General features: G+C 70.3%; 21 protein-coding genes and 3 pseudogenes. 6 read left to right on the top strand and 18 right to left on the bottom strand.

Features of this window, described 5'->3' with window-relative positions; translation table 11 throughout:
• Positions 1 to 31: 31 nt before the first annotated feature.
• Entirely contained in the window at positions 32 to 715 is a 684-nt protein-coding gene (locus tag AB0M59_RS01725; RefSeq protein ID WP_364606831.1) for a TetR family transcriptional regulator, read from the bottom strand.
• A gap of 128 nt (positions 716 to 843) precedes the next feature.
• Here AB0M59_RS01725 and AB0M59_RS01720 point away from each other — a divergent pair, with 128 nt between their 5' ends.
• A complete protein-coding gene (locus AB0M59_RS01720; RefSeq protein ID WP_364606829.1) occupies positions 844 to 1,752 on the top strand; it encodes an SDR family NAD(P)-dependent oxidoreductase in 909 nt (302 codons plus the stop codon).
• A gap of 156 nt (positions 1,753 to 1,908) precedes the next feature.
• Here AB0M59_RS01720 and AB0M59_RS01715 read toward each other — a convergent pair whose 3' ends face one another.
• Complete coding sequence (locus AB0M59_RS01715; protein ID WP_364606827.1) at positions 1,909 to 2,511, bottom strand: response regulator transcription factor; 603 nt, start codon at positions 2,509 to 2,511, stop codon at positions 1,909 to 1,911.
• Positions 2,508 to 3,653 carry a histidine kinase gene (locus tag AB0M59_RS01710; protein WP_364606825.1) on the bottom strand — a complete coding sequence of 382 codons (1,146 nt, stop codon included), beginning with the start codon at positions 3,651 to 3,653 and terminating at the stop codon, positions 2,508 to 2,510. Before AB0M59_RS01710 ends, AB0M59_RS01715 begins: the two co-directional genes overlap by 4 nt.
• A gap of 107 nt (positions 3,654 to 3,760) precedes the next feature.
• Between AB0M59_RS01710 and AB0M59_RS01705 the strand changes: the two genes are divergently transcribed.
• Genes AB0M59_RS01705 through AB0M59_RS01695 form a run of 3 tightly spaced genes read left to right on the top strand, consistent with a single transcriptional unit; the run spans position 3,761 to position 6,857 of the window.
• Positions 3,761 to 4,645 carry an ABC transporter ATP-binding protein gene (locus AB0M59_RS01705; protein WP_364606823.1) on the top strand — a complete coding sequence of 295 codons (885 nt, stop codon included), beginning with the start codon at positions 3,761 to 3,763 and terminating at the stop codon, positions 4,643 to 4,645.
• 17 nt (positions 4,646 to 4,662) lie between these two features.
• Positions 4,663 to 5,382 (top strand): ABC transporter permease, encoded by a 720-nt coding sequence (locus AB0M59_RS01700; protein WP_364606821.1) that lies wholly within the window; start codon positions 4,663 to 4,665, stop codon positions 5,380 to 5,382.
• A 29-nt stretch (positions 5,383 to 5,411) separates the two neighbouring features.
• Positions 5,412 to 6,857, top strand: a complete 1,446-nt coding sequence (locus AB0M59_RS01695) for an alpha/beta hydrolase (RefSeq protein WP_364606819.1) — start codon at positions 5,412 to 5,414, stop codon at positions 6,855 to 6,857.
• A 48-nt stretch (positions 6,858 to 6,905) separates the two neighbouring features.
• On the opposite strand, the gene AB0M59_RS01690 is transcribed toward AB0M59_RS01695, so the two are convergent.
• The 5 genes from AB0M59_RS01690 to AB0M59_RS01670 form a co-directional block, all read right to left on the bottom strand.
• Complete coding sequence (locus AB0M59_RS01690) at positions 6,906 to 7,817, bottom strand: NADP-dependent oxidoreductase (RefSeq protein WP_364606818.1); 912 nt, start codon at positions 7,815 to 7,817, stop codon at positions 6,906 to 6,908.
• Positions 7,818 to 7,830: 13 nt separating this feature from the next.
• Positions 7,831 to 8,469: an HD domain-containing protein gene (locus AB0M59_RS01685; protein WP_364606816.1), complete on the bottom strand. Its 639-nt coding sequence runs from the start codon at positions 8,467 to 8,469 to the stop codon at positions 7,831 to 7,833.
• Positions 8,466 to 9,185: an alpha/beta hydrolase gene (locus tag AB0M59_RS01680; RefSeq protein WP_364606814.1), complete on the bottom strand. Its 720-nt coding sequence runs from the start codon at positions 9,183 to 9,185 to the stop codon at positions 8,466 to 8,468. Before AB0M59_RS01680 ends, AB0M59_RS01685 begins: the two co-directional genes overlap by 4 nt.
• Positions 9,186 to 9,345: 160 nt before the next feature.
• Positions 9,346 to 9,591, bottom strand: coding sequence for an ATP F0F1 synthase subunit C (locus AB0M59_RS01675; protein ID WP_364606812.1), 246 nt, complete (start codon positions 9,589 to 9,591; stop codon positions 9,346 to 9,348).
• Positions 9,592 to 9,803: 212 nt separating this feature from the next.
• A complete protein-coding gene (locus AB0M59_RS01670) occupies positions 9,804 to 10,430 on the bottom strand; it encodes a TetR/AcrR family transcriptional regulator (RefSeq protein ID WP_364606810.1) in 627 nt (208 codons plus the stop codon).
• A gap of 114 nt (positions 10,431 to 10,544) precedes the next feature.
• On the opposite strand from AB0M59_RS01670, the gene AB0M59_RS01665 reads away from it, so the two are divergent.
• On the top strand, positions 10,545 to 11,909 hold the full coding sequence (locus tag AB0M59_RS01665) for an MFS transporter (RefSeq protein WP_364606807.1): 1,365 nt from the start codon (positions 10,545 to 10,547) through the stop codon (positions 11,907 to 11,909).
• On the opposite strand, the gene AB0M59_RS01660 is transcribed toward AB0M59_RS01665, so the two are convergent.
• The gene (locus AB0M59_RS01660; RefSeq protein WP_364606804.1) at positions 11,840 to 12,322 is read right to left on the bottom strand and encodes a MarR family transcriptional regulator; all 483 of its coding nucleotides are present in this window, start codon (positions 12,320 to 12,322) and stop codon (positions 11,840 to 11,842) included. The genes AB0M59_RS01665 and AB0M59_RS01660 overlap by 70 nt on opposite strands.
• Positions 12,323 to 12,432: 110 nt before the next feature.
• Here AB0M59_RS01660 and AB0M59_RS01655 point away from each other — a divergent pair, with 110 nt between their 5' ends.
• Positions 12,433 to 13,671 carry an FAD-dependent monooxygenase gene (locus AB0M59_RS01655; RefSeq protein WP_364606801.1) on the top strand — a complete coding sequence of 413 codons (1,239 nt, stop codon included), beginning with the start codon at positions 12,433 to 12,435 and terminating at the stop codon, positions 13,669 to 13,671.
• A 38-nt stretch (positions 13,672 to 13,709) separates the two neighbouring features.
• Here the strand turns inward: AB0M59_RS01655 and AB0M59_RS01650 are convergent, their stop codons facing one another.
• The 9 genes and pseudogenes from AB0M59_RS01650 to AB0M59_RS01610 form a co-directional block, all read right to left on the bottom strand.
• Positions 13,710 to 15,395 carry a hypothetical protein gene (locus AB0M59_RS01650; RefSeq protein WP_364607107.1) on the bottom strand — a complete coding sequence of 562 codons (1,686 nt, stop codon included), beginning with the start codon at positions 15,393 to 15,395 and terminating at the stop codon, positions 13,710 to 13,712.
• Between the two features lie 114 nt (positions 15,396 to 15,509).
• Positions 15,510 to 15,635, bottom strand: a pseudogene (locus AB0M59_RS01645) (DUF4236 domain-containing protein); the annotation flags it as partial.
• Between the two features lie 248 nt (positions 15,636 to 15,883).
• Complete coding sequence (locus AB0M59_RS01640; protein WP_364606798.1) at positions 15,884 to 16,495, bottom strand: hypothetical protein; 612 nt, start codon at positions 16,493 to 16,495, stop codon at positions 15,884 to 15,886.
• Between the two features lie 29 nt (positions 16,496 to 16,524).
• Entirely contained in the window at positions 16,525 to 17,664 is a 1,140-nt protein-coding gene (locus AB0M59_RS01635; protein ID WP_364606795.1) for a hypothetical protein, read from the bottom strand.
• A complete protein-coding gene (locus AB0M59_RS01630; RefSeq protein WP_364606792.1) occupies positions 17,661 to 17,999 on the bottom strand; it encodes a hypothetical protein in 339 nt (112 codons plus the stop codon). The genes AB0M59_RS01635 and AB0M59_RS01630 overlap by 4 nt, the downstream gene beginning before the upstream one ends.
• Positions 18,000 to 18,022: 23 nt before the next feature.
• Entirely contained in the window at positions 18,023 to 18,508 is a 486-nt protein-coding gene (locus tag AB0M59_RS01625) for a YbaB/EbfC family nucleoid-associated protein (protein WP_364606789.1), read from the bottom strand.
• A 98-nt stretch (positions 18,509 to 18,606) separates the two neighbouring features.
• On the bottom strand, positions 18,607 to 19,566 hold the full coding sequence (locus AB0M59_RS01620; RefSeq protein WP_364606786.1) for a glycine betaine ABC transporter substrate-binding protein: 960 nt from the start codon (positions 19,564 to 19,566) through the stop codon (positions 18,607 to 18,609).
• A gap of 21 nt (positions 19,567 to 19,587) precedes the next feature.
• Positions 19,588 to 20,058, bottom strand: a pseudogene (locus AB0M59_RS01615) (ABC transporter permease subunit); the annotation flags it as partial.
• A gap of 414 nt (positions 20,059 to 20,472) precedes the next feature.
• A pseudogene (locus AB0M59_RS01610) lies at positions 20,473 to 21,333 on the bottom strand (ATP-binding cassette domain-containing protein); the annotation flags it as partial.
• Between the last annotated feature and the right edge of the window lie 7 nt (positions 21,334 to 21,340).

The raw sequence follows: 21,340 nt of genomic DNA, 5'->3' as shown, positions 1-21,340 counted from the left end.
GCCCACATGCTAGCAAATGAGCTTATGGGCTTCACCCGGTCCGGCGGTCGTCGTTCCGCCTCAGCGCTCCCGCGATCAGCAGCGCCAGGCCGTTTTCCAGCGCGGGGGCCAGGTCCAGGTGCAGCGCCGCCAAGGCCGGGTCGACCTCGTACGCGGCGAGGGCACTGGGCGACGGGCGGCAGTGCGTCCACAGGCCGCCGGTCAGGATCATGGCGAACAAGCACACCGTCGCCGCTTCGTCCCCGACCTCGGGTACGTACCGACGCATCAGTTCGGCCATCGAGTCCAGCCCGGCGAGCGCGGACCGCTTGAACCGCACGACGACGTCGGTGGACACGTTGTGTTCCAGGACACCCGCCTGCGCGCCGATGAGGTCGCACAGCACGGTGCGTCGCGCCAGGGAGTGGGCGATGACCGCCGCGAACCGCTCGCCGCGCTCCCCCGCGGGCCGCTCGAGGTCGACGCCGCCGGCCAGTTCGTCGGCCACCTCGACCAGCCAGCCCCGCAACGCCCGGTCGAGCAGTTCGAGCAGCACCGCTTCCCGGGATTCGAAGTAGCGCAACACATTGGACTTCGCGAGCCCGACCCGCCGGCTGAGCTCGTTGAGGCTCACGTCGGCCACCGGCATCTCGTCGAGCATCGCCAGCGCCGTGTCGAGGATCGTGCGGCGCCGCTCCTCCCGCTGCTCCGCGCTGCGGGCCCGCTGGAACGTCATGCCACCCAGCGTAACGCCCGCCGCCCGAAATTGAAGACCGGCAGTCTCTTGACAACAGACCGATGGTTCCTTAGCGTCGTTCACATAACAGACCACCGGTCCGAAAGGGCCGCCACGAAGGGAACGCCATGGGCGAGAACTGGACCGAACGCGACGTGCCGAGTCAGAAGGGCCGCGTCGCCGTCATCACCGGAGCCAACACCGGGCTCGGGTTCGACACCGCGAAGGTGCTGGCCGAGCGCGGCGCGACGGTGGTGCTGGCCGTCCGCGACGTCGAAAAGGGCAAGCAGGCCGCCGCCCGGCTCGGCGCGAACGCCGACGTCACCGTGCAGGCGCTGGACCTGTCGTCCCTCGACTCGGTGCGGGCCGCCGCGGCCGACCTGCACGGGACGCTGCCGAAGATCGACCTGCTGGTCAACAACGCCGGCGTCATGTACCCGCCGAAGCAGACCACCCGGGAGGGGTTCGAGCTGCAGTTCGGCACGAACCACCTCGGGCACTTCGCGTTCACCGGCCTGCTGCTCGACCTGCTGCTGCCGGTCGAGGGCTCCCGGGTGGTGACGGTCGCGAGCATCGCCCACCGCATCCGCGCCTCGATCCACTTCGACGACCTGCAGTGGGAGAAGTCCTACGACCGCGTCGCGGCCTACGGGCAGGCCAAACTCGCGAACCTGATGTTCGCCTACGAACTGCAGCGCCGCCTCGCCCCGCACGGCACGACGACGTCGATCGCCGCCCACCCGGGCGTGGCCCGCACGGAGCTGATGCGCAACTCCCCCGCGATCGCCCGCGCGCTCTTCCCGCTGGTCGCCCCGCTGTTCACCCAGAGCTCCGAGCGCGGCGCCCTCCCGACCCTCCGCGCGGCGACGGACCCCGCGGCCCTCGGCGGCCAGTACTACGGCCCCGCCGGCCCGGGCGGCTACCGCGGGCGTCCGCAGGTGGTGACGTCCACCCCGCAGTCCTACAACGTGGCGGTGCAGCAGCGCTTGTGGGCGGTTTCGGAGGAGCTGACGGCGGTCAAGTTCCCGGTCGGCTGACAGCTCATGGCAGGCGCTCGTCGTGCGAGAACCCGGTGCCCTGAATGAGTCATTCAGGGCACAGAAGGTCCTGAATGACTCATTCAAGACCTTCGGTTGGGTGGCCGAAGGGGTCGCCGCGCCGCGCCGGCCGCCGAACGTCCACGCACCCGAGCGCTAGAGCCAGTCGTGCTCGCGGGCGTAGCGGGCCGCTTCGTGGCGGGTGCGGGTCTGGGTCTTCTGCATCGCGTTGGACAGGTAGTTCCGCACCGTCCCCTCCGCCAGGTGCAACTGCCCCGCGATGTCGGCCACCGAAAACCCCTCCCGCGTCGCGCGCAGGACGTCGAGTTCGCGGTCGGTCAGCGGGCAGTCGTCGACGACCGCCAAGGCCGAGACGTCCGGGTCGATCCAGCGCTTGCCCGCGTGCAGCGTCCGGATCACCGACGTGATGTGCGCCGGTTCCGCCGACTTGCTGACGAACCCCTGCACACCCAGCTTCAGCGCCTTCCGGAGCACGCCGGGGCGGGCGTGGCGGGTCAGCATCAGGATCACTTGCTCCGGCCGCGCGCGCCGGATCTCCGCGACCGCGCCCAGACCGTCCACTGTGGGCATTTCGAGGTCGATGACGAGCACGTCAGGGCGGTGGCGCAGCGTGGCCGCCACCGCCTGTTCGCCGTCTTCGGCCTCGGCGAGCACGGTGATCTCGCCCTCCAATGGCAGCAGCGCCGCCAGCGCCTTGCGGAGCAAAGCCTCGTCGTCGGCGAGCACCACGGTGGTCATCGGCCGTCCTCCCGGGTCTTCATCGCGGGGAACGACGCTGCCGTCAGGAACCGGCCGTCCGTCGCCGACACCTCCAGCTCGCCGCCGTTCTCCACCAAGCGGTGCCGCAACGCCGAGAGCCCGCTGAGCTCGGGCGGGCCGTCGTCGGCCGCACCGTCGTTGACGATCGCGATCCCGCACCGCGAAAGCGTGATCCGCACCTGGCGTGCCTGGGCGTGGCGCAGGATGTTGGTCGTCGTCTCGCGCAGGACTTGGCCGAGCAGCTCACCCACGCGAGCGTCCACTTCGGACTCCCGATCGACGCGCACGTGGATGCCCGCGGCTTCGAACAGGTTCTTCGCGTTCTCCAGTTCGGCGGACAGGTTGAGCCGCCGCTGCGCGTAGGCGAGCTCCTTGGTCTGCACGATGGTGTCGCCGACCAGGCTGCGCACCTCCTCCAGCTCCGCCCGCGCCCGGTCGACGTCGCTGTCCAGCAGCTTCTCCGCGAGCGCGACCTTCAGCTTCACCACGTGCAGCGTGTGCCCCTGGATGTCGTGCAGGTCGCCCGCGAAGCGCACGCGCTCCCGGATCACGGCCAGTTCCGCCTCCCGCTCGCGCGACTGCTCGAGCTCCGCGATCAGGTCGAAGAACCGCTGGCTGGCGAACATGAACCCGGTCGAGATCAGCACCGCCGCCGCGGGAATGGCGGCGAACTGGATCAGCCGGGCCCCGACGCGGTCGTCGTGCACGAGCACGTTCGTCGCGCCCAGGACGGCGACCAGCACGGCGAGCCCGGCCAGCGCCGGGATCCGGCGGCGCGGGAGCGGCGGGATGAGGAACGACCCCACGAGGGACAGGCCGTAGAACGAGGAGGGGTCGTCGGTCAGCGCCCCGGCCAGCCAGACCACCGCGGTCACGACCAGGCTGGGCCGCGCGACGCGCAGGAAGTCGCCCGCGGTCCAGCGTTCGGCCGTCGCCAGGGCCGCGATCAGCCCCACGACCTGGATGACGACGTGCCACCAGGTCCGGGCCGTGAACACGAGCAGCAGCACACCGACGAACGCGAGCGGCGGGACCGTCGTGATCAGGTTGAGCCGGCGCAGCCGGTCCTGGATCGCCCCGCCGGTCCAGGAACTCCTGCGCGCGATCATCGGCACTTCCATGATCCGAGCGTAACGGGCTCGGCGCGCGCCACCAGTGACACTGCGTCATATGTCGGGGTGACGTCACCACACTGCCGGCCGGCGGCGCGAACCGCTGGAATCGGGGCATGTCCACGACACCGGTCATCGACGTCGATCGCCTGAACCTCACCTACGACGGATTCCCCGCCGTGAAAGACCTTTCGTTCCAAGTTGAACGCGGCGAGCTCTACGCCCTGCTCGGCACGAACGGCGCCGGGAAGACCTCGACCCTGGAGACGGTCGAAGGCCACCGCGCGCCGGACTCGGGCGCCGTGCGGGTGTTCGGGAAGGACCCCCGCGACCGCGCCGCCGTCCGGTCGCGGATGGGGATCATGCTGCAGGAGAGCGGGTTCGCCCCGGACCTGACCGTGCGGGAGACCGTCCGGCTCGTCGGGCGGCTCACCGGACGCACCGACGACGTCGGCCGCGTCCTCGGCGTGGTCGACCTCACCCGCAAGGCCGCGACGAAGGTCGGCCGGCTCTCCGGCGGCGAGAAGCGGCGGCTGGACTTCGCCACCGCCGTGTTCGGGACACCCGAGCTGGTCTTCCTGGACGAGCCCACCACCGGCCTGGACATCCAGTCGCGCGACGCGCTCTGGGACGCCGTGGACCGGCTGCGCGAGGACGGCTCGACCGTCGTCCTCACGACGCATTACCTCGAAGAGGCCCAGCAGCGCGCCGACCGCATCGGCCTGATGCACCAGGGCGCGTTCCACCGGGAGGGCACCGTCGCGGAGCTGACGCGGACCCTGCCCGCCACCATCCACTTCGGACTCCCGCCGCACGCTCCGGCGCCGCCGCTGCACGCCACGCGCGGAGCGGACGGCAAGTTCCTCGTCGAGACCTTCGGCCTGCAGAAGGACCTCCACACGCTGCTCGGCTGGGCGCAGGACCACGCCGTGGAGCTGTTCGACCTCCAGGCCGGGCCGACGCGGCTCGACGACGTCTTCCGCGCGATCGGCCATTCCTGAGAAAGGGGACCTGTCCCATGCTCACGATCGCTCGTGGCGAGCTGATCCAGATCTTCCGCAACCGCCTCGTCCTGGTCACCGCCATGGTGTTGCCGGCCGCGCTCAGTGCGTTCTTCATCGCCAAGCACGACCTGTTCACCGAGGTCGGCAGCCTCGGCTACATCGCCTCGCTGGCGCTGTTCTTCGTGGCGGGCATCGGGCTCTACACGACGACGGTGACCACGCTGGCCTCCCGTCGCCAGAACCTGTTCCTCAAGCGCCTGCGCTCGACCGCGGCGGGCGACGCGGGCATCCTCGGCGGGCTGCTGCTGCCGATCACCGTGCTGTCGGTGGTCCAGATCGGCGTCATCCTCGGCGTGCTCGCCGCGGTCGCCGGGTCGCCGGCGAACCCGCTGCTGCTGGTCGCGGCCGTCGTCGCGACCGTGGCCATGATGCTCGCGCTGGGCCTGGCGACGGCCGGGCTGACGAACTCGCCCGAGCACGCGCAGGTGACGACCCTGCCGGTGAGCCTCGGCGTCATCGCCGTGGGCGGCTGGGTCGGCGTCACCGGCACCGGGGACCTCACGCTGCTCAAGCGCCTGCTCCCGGGCGGCTCCGCGACCGAGCTGGTGCTCGACGCCTGGAACGGCGGCCGCCCGATCGGCGACTCGCTGGTCCTCTTCGGACCCACCCTGGCCTGGGTCGTCATCGCCGTCGCGCTGGCCACGCGGCTCTTCCGCTGGGAACCGCGCCGCTGACCGCGGCGCGCACGAGAGAGGGAAAACCGATGCGAAAAACCTTGCTGGTCGTCGCCGTCGCCGTGCTCGGCGCGACCGCCGTGGTGCCGTCCGCGGCCGCCACACCGAACGAGCCGACGTGGGGCCCGTGCCCGGCCGGGGCCTTCCCGACGCCGGACCTGGAGTGCACGACGCTGAAGGTCCCGCTGGACTACCGGGACCCGGACGGCCGGAAGATCGACGTCGCGGTGTCGCGCCTGCCGAGCAAGAACCCGGAGAAGCGGCGGGGCGTGCTGCTGACGAACCCGGGCGGTCCCGGCGGCGAAGGCTTGAACTACCCGCAGTTGCTGAAGCTCGTGAAGCTGCCGCAAAGCGTGCTCGACGAGTACGACATCATCGGCTTCGACCCGCGCGGGGTCGGGCACAGCACGCCGGTGACCTGCGACCTGACGCCCGCGCAGATGGCCGTCGGCAACCTGCCGTACGCGAAGGGCCCGGCCGACGTCGTGAAGCAGGCCGCGCTCGCGAAGACGGAAGCCGAGCAGTGCGCGAACGCCGAAACCGGGTCGATGCTGCCGTACGTCACGACGGCGAACACCGCGCGGGACATGGACCGCATCCGCCAGGCGCTCGGTGAGTCCACGGTGTCCTATCTCGGCGCCTCGTACGGCACGTACCTGGGCGCGGTGTACACGACGATGTTCCCGGAGCGCAGCGGCCGGTTCGTGCTGGACAGCAACCTGGGGCCGGGCGGCTACGACATCGACGCGATGCGCGGCTTCGGCCGCGGGATGGAGGACCGCTTCCCGGACTTCGCGAAGTTCGCCGCGGCCCACCCGGAGTACGGGCTCGGCAGCACGCCGGCGCGGGTGACCGCCAAGTTCCACGAGCTGGCCGCGCGGCTGGACCGGAACCCGGTCGAAGGCCTCACCGGGTCGCATTTCCGCGGTTTGACGTTCGAGGGGTTGTACGTCACGGACCTGACGTCCCTGGCCGAAGACTGGCAGGCCCTGGACCAGGGCCGGGCCCCGAAGGCGCCGGAACTGCCCGCGGAGAGCTCGGTCGAGAACCTCTTCGCCGCCCGGTTCACCGTGCTCTGCGGCGACACCGCCTGGCCGCGGTCGGTGGCGAGCTACCAGCTGGACGTGGCGGTCGACCGGATCCGGTACCCGCTGCTCGGCGCGGCGTCGGCGAACATCGCGGCGTGCGCGTTCTGGCCGTCGGCGCCGGTGGAGCCGAAGGTGCGGATCACCGACCGGGGGCCGGCGAACGTGCTGATGGTGCAGAACGAGCGCGACCCGGGGACGCCGCTGGTGAACGCCCGCAAGCTGCGCGCGGCGTTCGGTGAGCGTGCCCGGATGGTGACGATCGACCAGGGCGGGCACGGCGCCTACCTGTTCACGCCGAACCAGTGCGGGAACACCGCGGTGACGGAATTCCTCGTGACCGGCTCGCGCCCGGCGCACGATTTGTCCTGCGCGGCGGAAGTCCACTGATCGCCCCGGCCGCGCCGCGGGCACCTCGCTCGCGGCGCGGCCGGCTCGTCACTCCGCCGCCACCCGGATGATCGTCTTTCCGGGGACGCGCCGGCGGTGGCCGAACGCGTCAGCCGCCTCGGCCAGCGGACGCACCTCGCCGACCAGAGGCTTCAGGCGTCCATCGCGCACCCGCCGAGCCAGCTCTGCGAGTCGAACACGATCGGGTTCGACCACGAAGAAGACGGCGCGGCCGCCTTCCGGGAGCACCGTGGGCGGCTCGACGATGGTCACCAGGGTGCCGCCCGGGCGCACCAGCGCGGCCGACTTCGCGAGGACGTCGCCGCCGATGACGTCGAAGACCACGTCGGCCCGCTCCCCCGGATCGGCGCCCGGGTCCTGGAAGGCGTGGGCACCGAGGCCGAGCACGAGGTCGCGGTCGTCCGCCCGGCCGGTCCCGATCACCCGGGCGCCCGCCTCGCGGGCGAGCTGGACGGCGATCGACCCCACGCCGCCGGCGGCGCCGTGGATCAGCACGGTCTGGCCGGTGGTGAGCCCGGCGTGGTCGAACAGTCCTTGCCACGCGGTCAGTCCGGAGATCGGCAGCGTGGCGGCCACGGTGTGGTCGATGTCGGCGGCGAGCGGCGCGAGGTTGCGCGCTTCGACGGCGGTGTATTCGGCCAGGGTGCCGTTGCGCGTCCAGTCGGCGAGGCCGAAGACCCGCTGGCCGACGGTGAGACCGGTGGTGCCGTAGCCCAGCTCGGTCACGACGCCGGACAGCTCGTGCCCGGGCACGCTGGGCGTGCGGTCGCGACCGGCGCGGTCGGTCCAGGTCGCGGGCCAGGTGAGTTCGCCGGGCGTGAAGCCGGCGGCGTGCACCCGCACGATGACGTCGTTCTCGGCGGCGTGCGGGTGCGGCAGGTCGGTCAGGGTGAAGCCGCCGACGCCCGCTTCGCGGTCGCTTACGGTGATGGCTTTCATGGCTGCTCCGGTTTCAGCTCGGCCAGGCGGACCCGAGGACGCGCTCGACGGTCGTCGTGCGCCGGAAGCCCGGGATGAAGTGCTCGAGGACGTCGGCGTTCACCGTGCCGTTCGTGGTGTCCGGGCGGTCCTTCTGCCCCTCGAAGTAGGCGGTCAGGAACTCGTTCTTGAAGTCGCCCCGCGGGTGCACGGCGAGGATCTCCTCGACCCGGCCGGTGTCCAGCTCGCCGAGCCCGAACCCGACGATGTCGGTCAGCACGCCGAAGTGCGTGCCGGCGATCTCGGGGCCCATGCGGCCGGGGATGCCGGGCGTCGTGTGCAGCGCGATCGCCGTCCACACGGTTTCCGCGGCCGCGGCGGAGAACCCGCGTTCGAGCAGGAACTTGCGCCCGTGGTCGGCGCCGTCGACCTCGAACCGCTGCTCCACATCGGAAAACGGCGTCGCGAGGCCGGTGTCGTGGAACATGGCGGCCAGGTAGAGCAGCTCGGGATCCGGCTGCGCGCCGAGTCGCTCGGCGTGGATCCGGCCGAAGAAGTAGACCCTGCGGGAGTGGTGGTAGACGAGCGGACTGGTCGTCTCCTGGAGGTGCCGCGTCGCTTCGGCGACCGCCGCTGTGTCGGGCACCTCGACACCGGCGATGACTTCGCTCATGACTTCCGCCTTTCTTCTTCGAGTTTCGCGACGAACACGTCGGGCCGGGTCAGGAACGCCTCGTGGTCCCCGGGCACGCTGACCGGCTCGACCCCGAGCCGGTCGGGGAACCGCGGGCACCAAGCGTATTCCCCCGGCGGCATGGCCAGATCGGCTTCGCCGGCCAGGTAGCTGACGGGCACCCCGAGCGGCGGCGCGGCCATGGGCTGCTCGAAGTAGCTCATCGGCTGCGGGACGAGCAGGTCGTACAGGAGCTTCCGCGCGGGTTCGGGCGTGTCCTGGGCGAAGGCGTTCTGCCAGACCTCGTAAGGGAGAACGACCGAGTGATCGGCCGACTCGCGGGCGAGCTGCCGGAACAGGGCGGCGTGCCCGGGCGGCACGTCGTCCACGAGCGCGACACCGTCCTCGGGGACGAAGGCGCTGTAGAAGACGAGCCGGCGCAGCCGGTGCGGGACCCGGTGGGCCGCCCCGAAGACGGGGTAGCCACCCCAGCTGTGGCCCACCAGGGTGACATCGGTCAGATCGTTCGCGTCGAGGAAGCCGGCGACGAAGTCGATGGTGTCGGAGAGTTCGCACCGCCGGGGGTCGTCGTCGCCGAGGCCGGGCAGGGTGAGCGCGAAGACCCGGTGCCCGCGGGCACGCAGGATCCGCGCGACGGGCCGCCAGGACCAGGCGCCGTGCCAGGCCCCCGGGACGAGTACGTAGGTCTCCACCATCGAGCGAACCACCTTCCTGTGGCTCCACCGCCGAAGGGCGTCATCGCCACCCGGCCTGCGCTCGACGCTAACCCCGCGTTTCGTTACAGTCAAGTACTGTAACCTATCTAACGCGGGCGGCGGCGCCTGCGCACGGGGACACCGCACGCAGGCGCCGGGTTCACTTGGTGGACGCGATGAAGTACACGACGATGCCGATCAACGCGAGAACTTCGGTCAGCACGAACGTCGAATAACCGATGGTCTGCAATTTCCCTCGCGCTTCCGGCTGACGGGCGGTACCATTGATGACGGCCGCGAAAATCAGGCCGACGCCGATTCCCGGGCCGATCGCCCCCAGTCCGTAGCCGATCGCGGCGAGGCCGGGGTTGATGTTGGCCGTCTGGGCCAGAACGGTGTCGTTCATGGGCATTCCCCTTCACATCGGTCCACGCGCACACTCGCGTGGAACAGCGGCTTCTGATGGCACACTGGGCAAGCGAAGCGTCAGGTAGAGGGATCTCGCCGGGCAGGAGAATGGACGGGGCGGGATTTCACCGGAACCGATGGTTCGAACACGGCAAGGATATCACAAAACGGGCGTCCGGAAACTGCACGGAATGCGTTACACCGTTCCGCTCACAGCGGAGAAGCCAAGCCACCGATCATCAGGTCGACGATCCGCCGCGCCAGACCTTCGATCTCCGCCGCCGGCTGGCCGTCGACGCGGTGGTACCACGTGTCCACCGCGTTGAGGTTGCTCAGCAGGGTGCGGGTCGCGAGGGACGCGTCGACCTCGCGGAGGGAGCCGTCCGCGATGCCGTCCGCCAGGACGCCGCGGAACAGCCGCTCGTAGTCGCTTCGCAGCTCGTTCAACTGCTCGAGCGCGTCGCGCTGGCGGGTCTTGAGCGCGACCGCCACCTGGCCGCGGACGGCCTGGTGCACGACGTGGTGGTACGCCAGGTCCGTCATCAGGTTGACCAGGTGCGCCACCGCCATCGCCACCAGCCGGTCGCGGCCGGTGCCGGCGCCGTGGGCGTGCAGCTCGACGCGCCCGCGGACACGGCCCATCGCCTCCTCGTACACCGCGAGGAAGATGTCGAACTTCGACCGGAAGTGGTAGTACACCAGCCCTTTGGTGGCTCCGACCTCGCGCGCGATGTCGTCGATCGTGGCGTTGGCGAAGCCGTGCACCATGAACGCCTCGGCCGCGGCGTCCAGGATCCTGCGCCGCGCGTCGGGCTCGAACCCGGGGGTCGCGCTCACCTTGCCTCCTCCAGCCCGGTCATCGTCGCACGGCCGACGTCCGGCGGTTGACACCGCCACGCGCCCTACTTACCGTGATACTCCGTAGTATCGCAGGTCAGACGAGGGAATCCGATGACGAATGCGAAAGACCTCCGCCACGAACTCGCCACCCGGAAGGCGATCACGCGGCTGCTGCCCGTGCTCGGCATCGCCTACTTCATGTCCTACGTCGACCGGACCAACGTCGCGCTCGCGAAGACCGCGCTCGCGGCGGACGTCGGGATCAGCGCCGCGGCCTACGGGCTCGGCGCGGGCCTGTTCTTCGTCAGCTACGCCCTGCTCGAAGTGCCGAGCAACCTCGTGCTCTACCGCGTCGGCGCCCGCGTGTGGATCACGCGCATCGCGATCACCTGGGGCCTGGTCTCCGCGGCGATGATGTTCGTCGCGGACGACGTGTCCTTCTACGTCCTGCGGCTGCTGCTCGGCGCCGCCGAAGCGGGACTCTTCCCGGCCATGATGTACATGGTCACCCAGTGGTTCTCGCAGAAGCACCGCGTCACGATCGTCGGCCTGATCTACACCGCGCCCTGCGTCGCCGTCATCATCGGCTCGCCCCTGGGCGGCGCGCTGATGGAACTGCACGGCGTCGGCGGTTTGCGCGGCTGGCAATGGATGTTCCTGGTCGAAGGGCTCGTGACCGTCCTCATCGGAATCGTCGTCTGGTTCGCGCTTCCGGGTCGTCCGCAGGACGCGAAGTGGCTCACCGCCGAAGAAGCCGCCATCCTGACCGAACGCGCGTCCGCGCAGGACACCCCTTCGCCGACACGGGTGCGGGGGAACCTCAGGCGCGCCTTCGGCCGCCCGACGGTGCTGCTGCTCGGCGCGATCTACCTGATCAACCAGTCGATCGGCGGCGGGATCGGGTTCAACTTCCCGGCCTACATCCAGTCACTGGGCCTGTCGAGCCCGTTCCTGATCGGCCTCGTGGCGGGCAGCGGCGGCATCTCGGCGCTGGCCGGCGTCCTGTTCTTCCCGTGGTTCAAGCGCCGGCACGGGCACGAGGTCGCGCTCATCGGGGTGTGCGCGAGCGCCGTGCTGGTGGTGCTCGTCGGCTTCCTCGTCTCGCGGAACCCGGTGTGGAGCATCAGCCTGCTGTTCGTGTCGAACTTCTTCGCCTTCGGCACGCTGCCGCTGTTCTGGTCGGTCGCGATGTCGCGGCTGTCCGGCCTGATGGCGGCGGCCGGGCTCGCGTTCATCAACATGCTCGGCATCACCGGCGGCTTCATCGGCCCGTACGTCTACGGGCTCATCGAAAGCTCCACCGGCAGCCTGGTCGTGCCGTACTACGTGTTCGCCGCGGCGGCCGCCGTCGCACTCGCCCTGGTGCCCGCGCTGGCGGTCGCCATCCGGCGCGACGCGGTGCGGGATCAGCCTTCTTCGGTGGTCGCCGAGAGGAAGGCCGCGAGGTCGTCGGTGAACCGCAGCAGCAGGGCGTAGAAGGTCTGCCGGTCCGTCGAGGACCAGCCGGACAGCGCGTCGCCGAACCAGCCGAGGAGCGTGGTGACGTACCGGTCGGCCAGCTCGGCGCCGGCCGGGGTCAGCTCGACCAGGCGGGCGCGCCGGTCGTCGGGGTCGGCCAGGCCGTGCACGAGCCGCCGCCGTTCGAGGATGTGCAGGTGCCGCGTGACGTGCGGCCCGGCGACCTGCATCCGGTCCGCGATCTCGCCGACGCGCATCGACTTCCCGGTCATGTGCAGGGCGAGGATGATCGACAGACCGGGCCGGTCGAGGTCGGCTCCGGCCTGCTTCATCGCCCGCTCCCCCAGGCCGCTGCGGTTCATCAGGTTGCCCAGCTGCACGAGCCGCGGCAGCACGGCACGCAGCTCGTCGCCGGCGTCAGTGGCGGCCATCACACCCCTTAGATAGCTAACTTAGGTATACAGTTGCGTCATGCCGCAGGTTCTCCCCGGCATTGTCGCATCCGCGATATAGATACCTAACTTAGCTATCGGGGGTCATCATGAACACCACACCACGCTCCGCCCTGATCTCGGGCGCGAGCATCGCCGGTCCCGCACTGGCTTTCTGGCTGCGGAAGGCCGGGTTCGCCGTCACCGTCGTGGAGAAGTCCGCCACGATCCGGGACGGCGGCTACCCGATCGACGTCCGCGGCACGGCCCTGGACGCCGCCCGGCGGATGGGGATCCTGCCGCGCCTGCGGGACCTGCACATCTCGACCCGCCGGCTGGTCTTCCTCGACACCGACGGCAGCGAAGTGGCTTCGCTGGAACCCAATGCGATCATCGGCGGCGTCGACGGCGAAGACGTCGAGATCCGCCGGGGCGACCTGACGCAGACGCTGTACGACCTCGTGCGCGACGACGCCGACTTCCGGTTCGGCGACAGCGTCGAAACCCTGACGCAGCACGCCGACGGCGTCGACGTCACCTTCCACAGCGGCCGGCAGGAGACTTTCGACCTGGTGTTCGGCGCCGACGGCCTGCACTCGAACACCCGCCGGCTGATCTTCGGCGACGAAGAGCAGTTCCACCACTACCTCGGCTACAGCTTCGCCGGGTTCACCATGCCCAACGACTTCGGCCTCTACCGCGAAGGGCTCACGTGGAGCACCCCGGGCAAGGGCGCGGCGCTCTACTCGGTCCTCGAGAGCAAGGAGATCCACGGCTTCCTGGTCTTCGCCCGCCCGAACCCGCCGATCGAGGCGTTCCGGAACCCCGAGGCACAACGGGATCTCGTCGCCGAGACTTTCGCGGGCGAGGGCTGGGAGATCCCGCGCATGGTCGCGGCGATGCGCGAAGCCGACGACCTCTTCTTCGACGTCGTCAGCCAGATCCACCTGCCACAGTGGACGGACGGCCGCGTCGCCCTCGTCGGCGACGCGGGTTACGCCCCGTCCTTCCTGACCGGCCAGGGCACGAGCCTCGCCCTCGTCGGCGCGTACATGCTCGGCCAGGCGCTGGCCACGATCCCCGACCACGCGGCGGCCTTCGCGGCCTACGAGAGCCGGTCGCGGGACTTCGTCGAGCGGAACCAGGCCCTGGTGAGCGAAGGCAAGGCCACGCTGTTCCCGACCACGGCGGAGGCGCTCGAACAGCGGAACGCCGCGCTCCGGAAGCTGACGAAGGTACCGGCGTCCACGCCGCGGCCTGAACACTCGGCGCTGACGCTGCCGGACTTCCCGGCCGCTGAGGCCTTGCTTCAGGCGTCTCCTCCGGACGACTGTCACCGGTCCGGCTGATCAGCCAAGCGGAACCAGCCGGCTTGCGCAGAGCCGGCTCACTGCGTGCCCGGAAGGTAGAGATCGATCTGGTAGCCACGCTCGCCGTGGGTCAAGGCCGCCTCGCACCTCGGTTTGACGCCCCTCTTCTCGGTGCCGACGACCAAGTGCTGGTAGCGAGTACTCATTGCCGCGGTCAACTCGCCGACCCTCGCTCCGCCCAGCCTGACTTCGACCGCGAAAGCTCCTCGGTGCTTACCGCGCGAAACAGTCGATGAGGCGAGTTCGGCCACCACCAGGGTCTGCGACGCATCGCCTCGGTGGTACGGCGCGAGTGTCGCCTGATGATCCTCTTCTCGCGTCACGGTGATCTGTCGCGCGGGCTCGAAAAGGTCGGCTTCGCCGACCAGGTTCTCCAGCAGCAGCGCTTCGGGACCGGCAAGGTGGAGATAGATCCCGTACGAACGATCTGCCCCACCTCCGGTGACTCTTGCCGGGCAGGTTCCGACGCAGCCCTGGTTCCGAAGAGCGATCAGCGGGCGTTGGTACGCGCGAGCGGTGGAACGGGAAAGGTAACCGACCGGTTCCGAGCCACCGGCGGTCACCACGTCCACCCGCACGGCATACCGGTCGGCAGGATTGCCGGGCTCCGGCACGAGAGCCGCGACGACGGGCACGTGTCGCGCGGGATCGGTGCCCGGCACTGCGCCGCGCACTGCCCGACGCAGGGCCGGCTGGTAATGGGATTCGCCCACGACGGTGACCCGGCCCTGGGCCGACAGCCGGCGTCGGGACAAGACGGCAACGGCCGCGTCGGCAGGCTTGGTGCCGTCATCGACGAGCCTGTCGAGGTCGATCGAGGGCAACGGCGGATCGACGACCTGACGGTGCTCGTACGCGAGAACGGGCGGCGCGGGCGCGACCGGAACGGTGGCCATCGTCCGCAGGGAGTCGGCCAGCGCAGAACTCGCCCGCGAAGTGGAGAAATCGAAGATCGCGCTGTATCCGCCGCCACCGGTCAGCGTGAGACGTCCGTACTGAAGAACGGGGAGTTGCCGGTTGTTCTTGAACCGGCGATCGGGGCCGCCTCTGACGTTGACGTACTGCCAGGTGTGGCCCAGAACGACGGAATCGGAGGGCACACTGCCGTCCTCGATGAACCGCTGAGGAGTTGCTTCCGACCGGAGGTTCTCATAGGCGATATCCGCGTAATGCTTCCCGTCACGGACCAGCACGCGGTCCGGCAGGAGGTAGACCGACCGCCGGGACGTGGTGAGCGAGGGCAGGGCGATGTTCGACGACAGATGCCGGGGACCTCCGGTGCCCCTGGCCAACGCCAACCGCTTGACGAGAGAGGAAGCTCCGGCATTGACCTTGTGCTGGTGAGTGGTCACCACCGCGCCGGACGCGACCACGTGCCAGGCTTGCTGAGCCGCCTGCGCCTGCGCGAAGGAATCGACCAGCTGTTGAAACCGCGCCGCCTCCGCGCCTTGCACGTCGTAGAAAGCCACTACCGTGCGTCTGACCCTGTCTTTCCAGAAGACCCACACGGTGAGGGGTGCCCCGGCGACGACGACCCAGGGCGAGAGCACCATCAACCCGATGGTGAGCACCAAGCACCACGGCCAGAACAAGGGTGACCGCGCCGCATCGTTGAGCTGGGTGACGATCTCGCTCGAGCCGACCTCCGCCATCTCGATCGTGGTGGCACCGGAAACGTCGGAAAAGTCGACGTCGCCGGGCAACGGGAGGTCGGCGATCGGGTCCGCACGGCGGGAACCGGGTGTGGTCTTCCGAGCCGACCCGCGGCTCGGGCGAACGGTAGCGCGGTAGGACACGAGGCCCCCACCGAGTGAGACGTAGGTACCTCGTGGACCGGCGCCGACCCGGAACCCAGGGATGCCTACCGAAGCTCCGAGTCCCGAGCGTGACATTTTCACGCGAACGGGACCCACCTTGATGCTCGTGCGCAGATAGAACGACATGACCGGCTTCCGACGACGGATCTTCCGTCCATGGGTCGCCGACGCCGAGGTTCGCGTTACGGGCCGCCCCAGTGGGCCCAGTAGGCCAAGGCATCGCGCACCGAGAGGTCTACGCGAAGATCGGTTCGCTCGGGCAACGCGTCGGGCTCGCCGAGCCGGTATCGGGCGGTCGGAGGCTCATCGGCCCTCCTTGGCCCCGTTCAGTCGGCGGGAGGGCCAAGAAGGTCACGACACACGGAAGGTTCAGGTCAGCGCGGCCAGTGGACGACGTCCGGGTACTCGTGGAACTGCCGCAGGTGCCGCTCTTCCGTGCGGCTCTGCAGCGGGAACTTGAACCGCGAGCCGTCCGGCCAGGTCAGGGTGCGCTTGCGGAAGCTGACCTCCGGGGCGCCCGGTCCCCGGGCCTCCCAGAGGACCCGCGGTTCGGGCGCGTCGGCCGGATCCACGTACGTCGAGCCCGTCTCCACCAGCGCGACCGAGGACGGCGAGCACACCAGCCACGGGCCCTTCGCCCGCCGGAGCAGGTCGAGCGGCTCGAGGACCCGGGCGTCCGCCGGGCCGGTCACGTCGGCCGCGCGCTCGGTCTTGCCGCCACCGCCACCGCTGCCGGCCGCGCTCGCCAAGTACGCGACGAACCCCACTGCCGCGCCGATTCCGCGCGCGACGTTCCCGAACGCCCGCAGCACCGGCTGCGAACCCTCGACCGTGCCGTCCTCGCGACGGCCGGGGACGGCGAACCTCAGGTCCGTGTCCCCCAGGCGCAGCACGATCACCGGCTCCCGCCAGTGCTCGCGCATCAGCGCCTCGACGCGCTCCCGGAATCCCGGGCGTACCTGCGCGGCGTCGGCAGCGGCCTCCATCCGGTCGTCGAACTCGACGGCCTTCCGCGCTAGATGTCCAAGTTCCGCCGGGTCTCCTCCGGGCTCTGGTCCCCGCCGATCGCGCTCTTGTCGAACCACGGTTCGTCCTCCTCCGGGGTGACGGCTTCCTTGCCTTCGGTGAACGCCGTCTTGCCCGCGGCGATGCCGGCCTTCACGCTCGCGCCCGCGACCAGCGGGCTCGCGCCGACGGACGTGCCGAACATCGTGGTCAGCGCGCGGTTGCCGGGCGTGAACGGCACGCGCGCGGTGTTCTCCAGCGTGTCGAGGCCGAAGCGCGACTCCCCGGCGTACCGGCCGAGCCGGAACTTCCGGGTCATCTCCACGACCTTCGTCGAGTACTTCGCGAGGAACTCGATGAACGTGTCGAGCAGCTTGCCGAACTTGCCGAGGTAGCGGGTCACCTTCTGCAGCACGCTCGCGGCCTTGGCGATGGACGCGGTCATCGCGGCGGCGACCGAGCTGCCGAAGCTGATCACCGACGCGGCCAGCGCCGGCAGCCAGATGGTGATCAGCCAGGACACCAGCTCGGTGATGATCGCCTTGATCACCTCTTCGATGACCTGCATGACCATCGACCACATCTGCAGCACCTCGGCGACCGACCCGGCCGCCGAGCCGACGCCGCGGATGCCGGAGGAGAAGTCGCCGAGCGCTTCCTTGGCCGCCTTGCCGGCTTCGTCGACCCACTCGGCCAATGCCGTGTCACCGGTCTGCTCGAAGTCCTCGGCGAGCGCGACGAAGCCGTGCGCGATCGTGGTGAAGTTCTCCGACGCATGCCCGATGGCCGGCCCGTCGCCGGTCACCGCGTGCAGCGCGTCCTGCAGCGGCTGCACCAGCTCGAGCAGCATGTTCAGCCCGTGGCTAACCAGCCAGCCGATCGGGTCCATCGCGAAGGTGACCATGTCGGTCGCCGCGCCGGCTACGAACCCCGCGCCGTCGCCGACCAGCGCCTTGCCCGCCGAAGCCAGCTCCCCCACGCCGTCCGCCGAGGCCGCCTGCCGGGCGTGCTCGGCGATCGACTTGCCGGACTTGTACAGGGTGCCGACCACCGGCGTGGCCTCCGCCGCGCGGTCGAGGTTCGCGCTCGTGCTCTCGTCGTACGCCTGGACGTCCAGTGCGTCCGCGATGCTCTTCTTCGGCTCGGTCACTTGCCCTGCTCCCCGATCGCGTCGATCTCCGCCTCGTACCGGCCGAAGGCGATCACGCCCGCTTCTTCGGTGCCGCGGTACATCTCGGCGGCCTTGGTCATCTTGGTGGTCAACCCGTCGACGCCGTCCTTCAGCTCGCCCAGCAGCGAACGCAGCTCGCCGAGCCGGTCGGTGTAGCCCTGCTTGGCCCAGATCCCGACGACGCCCCAGGCCGTGTCGGTCACGTCGGCGGTGTCGATCTTGGCGCCGAACTTGTCCGCTTCCTGCTCGTAGTAGGGCAGCTGGCGCGCGTATCCGGAGATCGCGTCGATGTTGGTCTGGATTCCGTCTGACATCGCGGAAGTTCCCTCGGTCGGTTTCAGGAGCGGCGGAGGATGGGGCCCTGGTCGAAGTCGTCGTCGTCCCCCGGAGCGGGCCGGCGTCGCGGCCGCGACGCCTGCTGCTCCGACGCGGGTTCGGGCGCGGCGGTTCCGAATGCTTCGGCCTGGGCCTGCCGGACCTGCCCGCTGACGTCCACGCCGAGCTGGTCGCCGAACGCGTCGTCGACGATGCCGGCCTGCTGCTGGGCGGCCCCGGCCACGGCCTGGCGCAGGGTGGCCATGATCCGCTGGGCGAGCTGGCCCGCTTCGAGGTGCATCGCGCCGGCGGTGAGCCGCAGGTCGGTGACGGTCCCGCCGGCCCCCGCGACGACCGTCACCGTGCCGTCGGGCGAAGTGACGGTGGTTTCGACCTGCGCGATCCGCTCCTGCATGTCGCCGACGCCGGCGAACCGGGCTTCGGCCTGGCGGACCTTCGACTGGAAGGTCTCGAACTGGGCGATCAGCTGGTCCATTTCGGCCGACATCGTCACTTCCTTCGCGGTACGGGTGCTTCGCCGGAGCATGACAGATCCCGGGCGGCACCGCGGCATTTCGGCGGAATGCGAAGAACCGCCCGGTCCGCTCAGCTGATGAAGCCCGCCGACTTGAGCCAGTCGTGGGCCACCGTCGCCGGCTTCTGGCCGTCCACGCTCACCTTCTTGTTCAAGTCCGTGAGCGTCGCCGTGTCGAGCTTCGCCGCGATCGGGGTGAAGAGCTGCTCCAGCTGCGGGTACTTGCCCGCGACGCCGGACGCGATCGCGATGGCCGGGTTGTAGGTCGGGAAGAAGTGCTTGTCGTCGTCCAGCACCGTCAGCTTCTGGCCGGCCACGCGCCCGTCGGTGGAGGCGACCGAGCCGAAGCCGCACGGGTCGCCCTTGCCGACGCTGGGGTACACGACGGCGTCGTTGAGCAGGTGCACCTGCGGATCCGGCAGGGTGAACCCGTAGGTCTTGGCCAGGCCCGGGAACCCGTCGTCGCGGCTCCTGAACTCCGGGCCCATGCAGGTGGACGCCGCGGCCGGGTCCTTCTTCACCAGGGCCGCGTAGTCCGAGATCGTCTTCACGCCGGTCTTGGCCACCGTCGCCGGGTTGCCCGCGATCGCGTAGGTGTCGTTGGCCGGCGAGCGGGCCCACCACGTGACGCCGTTGGCGGCGTCGGCTTTCTTGACCGCGTCGTACTGCGCTTGCGCGTCGGCGATCGGCTTCGTCTCGTGGAGGTAGCTGATCCAGGCGGTGCCGGTGTACTCCCAGTACAGGTCGACCGCGCCGCTGGTGAGCGCTTGGCGGACGTTGCTCGAGCCGGTGATGTTCGTCTTGTCCTGCGGGCTCGCCCCGGCCGCCTGCAGCGCGACGAGCGCGATCTGGCCGAGCAGCAGCTGCTCGTCGAACTCCTTGGAGCTGACGCGGATCTGGGCGCCGCTGAGCGCGTCGATCTTCTTGATGGATCCCTCGCCCACCTGGGCGCCGGTCTGGTCCTTGCCGATCGTGCAGCCCGCGGCAAGCACCGCGACGAGCGCGAGAACAGCGGCAGTCGTGCGTCGCATGGGACGTCCTCCTTGAGTCGGTTACAGGCCGCGCGGGTGCAGGACCTCCTCGGCGACCAGGCCCAGCCAGTCGGCGAACAGCGCCAGCGCGGCGACGACGATGCCGAAGGTCAGGCTCAGGATCGGGCGGTACAGCCCGATCCCGGCGACGAGCCCGCCGCCGAGACCGCCGCCGTCGATGAAGGTGGCGAGGGTCGCGCTCGCGACGGTGAGCACCAGCGCCGTGCGGATGCCGGCGAGGATCACCGGGACGGCCAGCGGCAGCTCGATCCGCCACAGGATCGCCGTCTTCGTCATGCCCATGCCGCGCGCGGCGTCGACGAGGGTCGGGTCGACGCCGTCGAGCCCGACCATCGTGTTGCGCAGCACCGGCAAGGTCGCGTAGACGACCAGCGCCGTCACCGCGGTCGTGGTGCCCGTGCCGATCCAGAGGGCGAGCAGCACGACGAGCCCGATCGACGGGATCGCCTGGCCGAGGTTGCCCAGACCCAGCCCGATCGGCCGGACCCACCGGGCGCCGGGGCGGGTCAGCAGGATGCCGAGCGGGAGGGCGATGGCGAGGGTGCACACCGTCGAGATCAGCGTGAGCCGCAGGTGCGCGCCCAGTTCGGCGAAGATCTCGCCGGCGTTGAGGTACCGCTGTTCGATCGAGTCGACCGGCTGCGCGCGCACGAGCAAGAAGAGCACCAGCAGGGCGAGGGCGAGCAGCACCGGGCGGACCAGCAGGCCGAGCCGGCCCCGCCGGGGCCGGGACGGCGCGACACTGTCGGGAGCCGGTGCGGGTGCTTCCGCGGCCGCCGGAGGCGTCTCGTCGTCGGGACGCAGCGCGCCGAGGATGCCGGCGACGTCGCACACTCCCAGCGCGGTGCCGTTCTGGGAGACGACTACCTCGGTGCTGCCGGTGCGCACCATCGTGTCCAGCGCGTCCCGCAGGGTCGCCTCGGGCGAGATCGGCGGGAGTCCGTCGGTCACCGGCCGGAGTTCCACGTCCGACACCGGGATCAGCCCCAGCCGCTTCAGGTTTCGCTTCGAGCCGACGAAGGACGCGACGTAGTCGTCGGCCGGCGCGGCCAGGATCGCCTGGGGCGTGTCGTACTGCGCGATCTCCGAGCGCGGGCGCAGCACGGCGATCCGGTCGCCCATCTTGAGCGCCTCGTCGAAGTCGTGCGTGACGAACACGATCGTCTTGCGCACTTCACGTTGCAGGCGCAGGAACTCGTCCTGCAGCCGGGCGCGCGTGATCGGGTCGGTGGAGCCGAACGGCTCGTCCATCAGCATCACCGGCGGGTCCGCGGCCATCGCCCGCGCGACGCCGACGCGCTGCTGCTGGCCGCCGGAAAGCTCACGCGGGTACCGCAAACCGTGCTCGCGGGTCAGGCCGACGACGTCGAGCAGCTCCCGCACCCGCCCGGCGACGTGGCGCCGGGTCCAGCCGAGCACCCGCGGCACCACGCCGATGTTGGCGTCCACCCGAAGGTGCGGGAACAACCCGACCTGCTGGATGACGTAGCCGGTGTGACGCCGGTGCTCGTCGACGTCGAGGGCCGTCACGTCGGTGCCGCCGATCGTGATCGCGCCCGAGGTGGGTTCGACGAGCCGGTTGATCATCCGCATGGTCGTCGTCTTGCCGCAGCCCGACGGGCCGGTCAGGACGACGATCTCGCCGGCCGGGATCCGCATCGAAAGGCGGTCGACGGCGGGCAGCGACCGCCCGGGGTAGTGCTTGCTGACGTCCTTCAGCTCGATCGTCTCGCCCGCGGTGCCGATGGTCTTC

This window comes from Amycolatopsis sp. NPDC051371, assembly GCF_040682155.1.
Classification (GTDB): domain Bacteria; phylum Actinomycetota; class Actinomycetes; order Mycobacteriales; family Pseudonocardiaceae; genus Amycolatopsis.
Note: the sequence above shows the minus strand (reverse complement) of the source record. Positions and strands in the feature narration are given on the sequence as shown.

Coding starts and splice junctions, on each gene's coding strand:
- AB0M59_RS01725 (WP_364606831.1), bottom strand. CDS start 715: ATGACGTTCCAGCGGGCCCGCAGCGCGGAGCAGCGGGAGGAGCGGCGC.
- AB0M59_RS01720 (WP_364606829.1), top strand. CDS start 844: ATGGGCGAGAACTGGACCGAACGCGACGTGCCGAGTCAGAAGGGCCGC.
- AB0M59_RS01715 (WP_364606827.1), bottom strand. CDS start 2,511: ATGACCACCGTGGTGCTCGCCGACGACGAGGCTTTGCTCCGCAAGGCG.
- AB0M59_RS01710 (WP_364606825.1), bottom strand. CDS start 3,653: ATGGAAGTGCCGATGATCGCGCGCAGGAGTTCCTGGACCGGCGGGGCG.
- AB0M59_RS01705 (WP_364606823.1), top strand. CDS start 3,761: ATGTCCACGACACCGGTCATCGACGTCGATCGCCTGAACCTCACCTAC.
- AB0M59_RS01700 (WP_364606821.1), top strand. CDS start 4,663: ATGCTCACGATCGCTCGTGGCGAGCTGATCCAGATCTTCCGCAACCGC.
- AB0M59_RS01695 (WP_364606819.1), top strand. CDS start 5,412: ATGCGAAAAACCTTGCTGGTCGTCGCCGTCGCCGTGCTCGGCGCGACC.
- AB0M59_RS01690 (WP_364606818.1), bottom strand. CDS start 7,817: ATGAAAGCCATCACCGTAAGCGACCGCGAAGCGGGCGTCGGCGGCTTC.
- AB0M59_RS01685 (WP_364606816.1), bottom strand. CDS start 8,469: ATGAGCGAAGTCATCGCCGGTGTCGAGGTGCCCGACACAGCGGCGGTC.
- AB0M59_RS01680 (WP_364606814.1), bottom strand. CDS start 9,185: ATGGTGGAGACCTACGTACTCGTCCCGGGGGCCTGGCACGGCGCCTGG.
- AB0M59_RS01675 (WP_364606812.1), bottom strand. CDS start 9,591: ATGAACGACACCGTTCTGGCCCAGACGGCCAACATCAACCCCGGCCTC.
- AB0M59_RS01665 (WP_364606807.1), top strand. CDS start 10,545: ATGACGAATGCGAAAGACCTCCGCCACGAACTCGCCACCCGGAAGGCG.
- AB0M59_RS01660 (WP_364606804.1), bottom strand. CDS start 12,322: ATGGCCGCCACTGACGCCGGCGACGAGCTGCGTGCCGTGCTGCCGCGG.
- AB0M59_RS01655 (WP_364606801.1), top strand. CDS start 12,433: ATGAACACCACACCACGCTCCGCCCTGATCTCGGGCGCGAGCATCGCC.
- AB0M59_RS01640 (WP_364606798.1), bottom strand. CDS start 16,495: ATGGAGGCCGCTGCCGACGCCGCGCAGGTACGCCCGGGATTCCGGGAG.
- AB0M59_RS01630 (WP_364606792.1), bottom strand. CDS start 17,999: ATGTCAGACGGAATCCAGACCAACATCGACGCGATCTCCGGATACGCG.
- AB0M59_RS01625 (WP_364606789.1), bottom strand. CDS start 18,508: ATGTCGGCCGAAATGGACCAGCTGATCGCCCAGTTCGAGACCTTCCAG.
- AB0M59_RS01620 (WP_364606786.1), bottom strand. CDS start 19,566: ATGCGACGCACGACTGCCGCTGTTCTCGCGCTCGTCGCGGTGCTTGCC.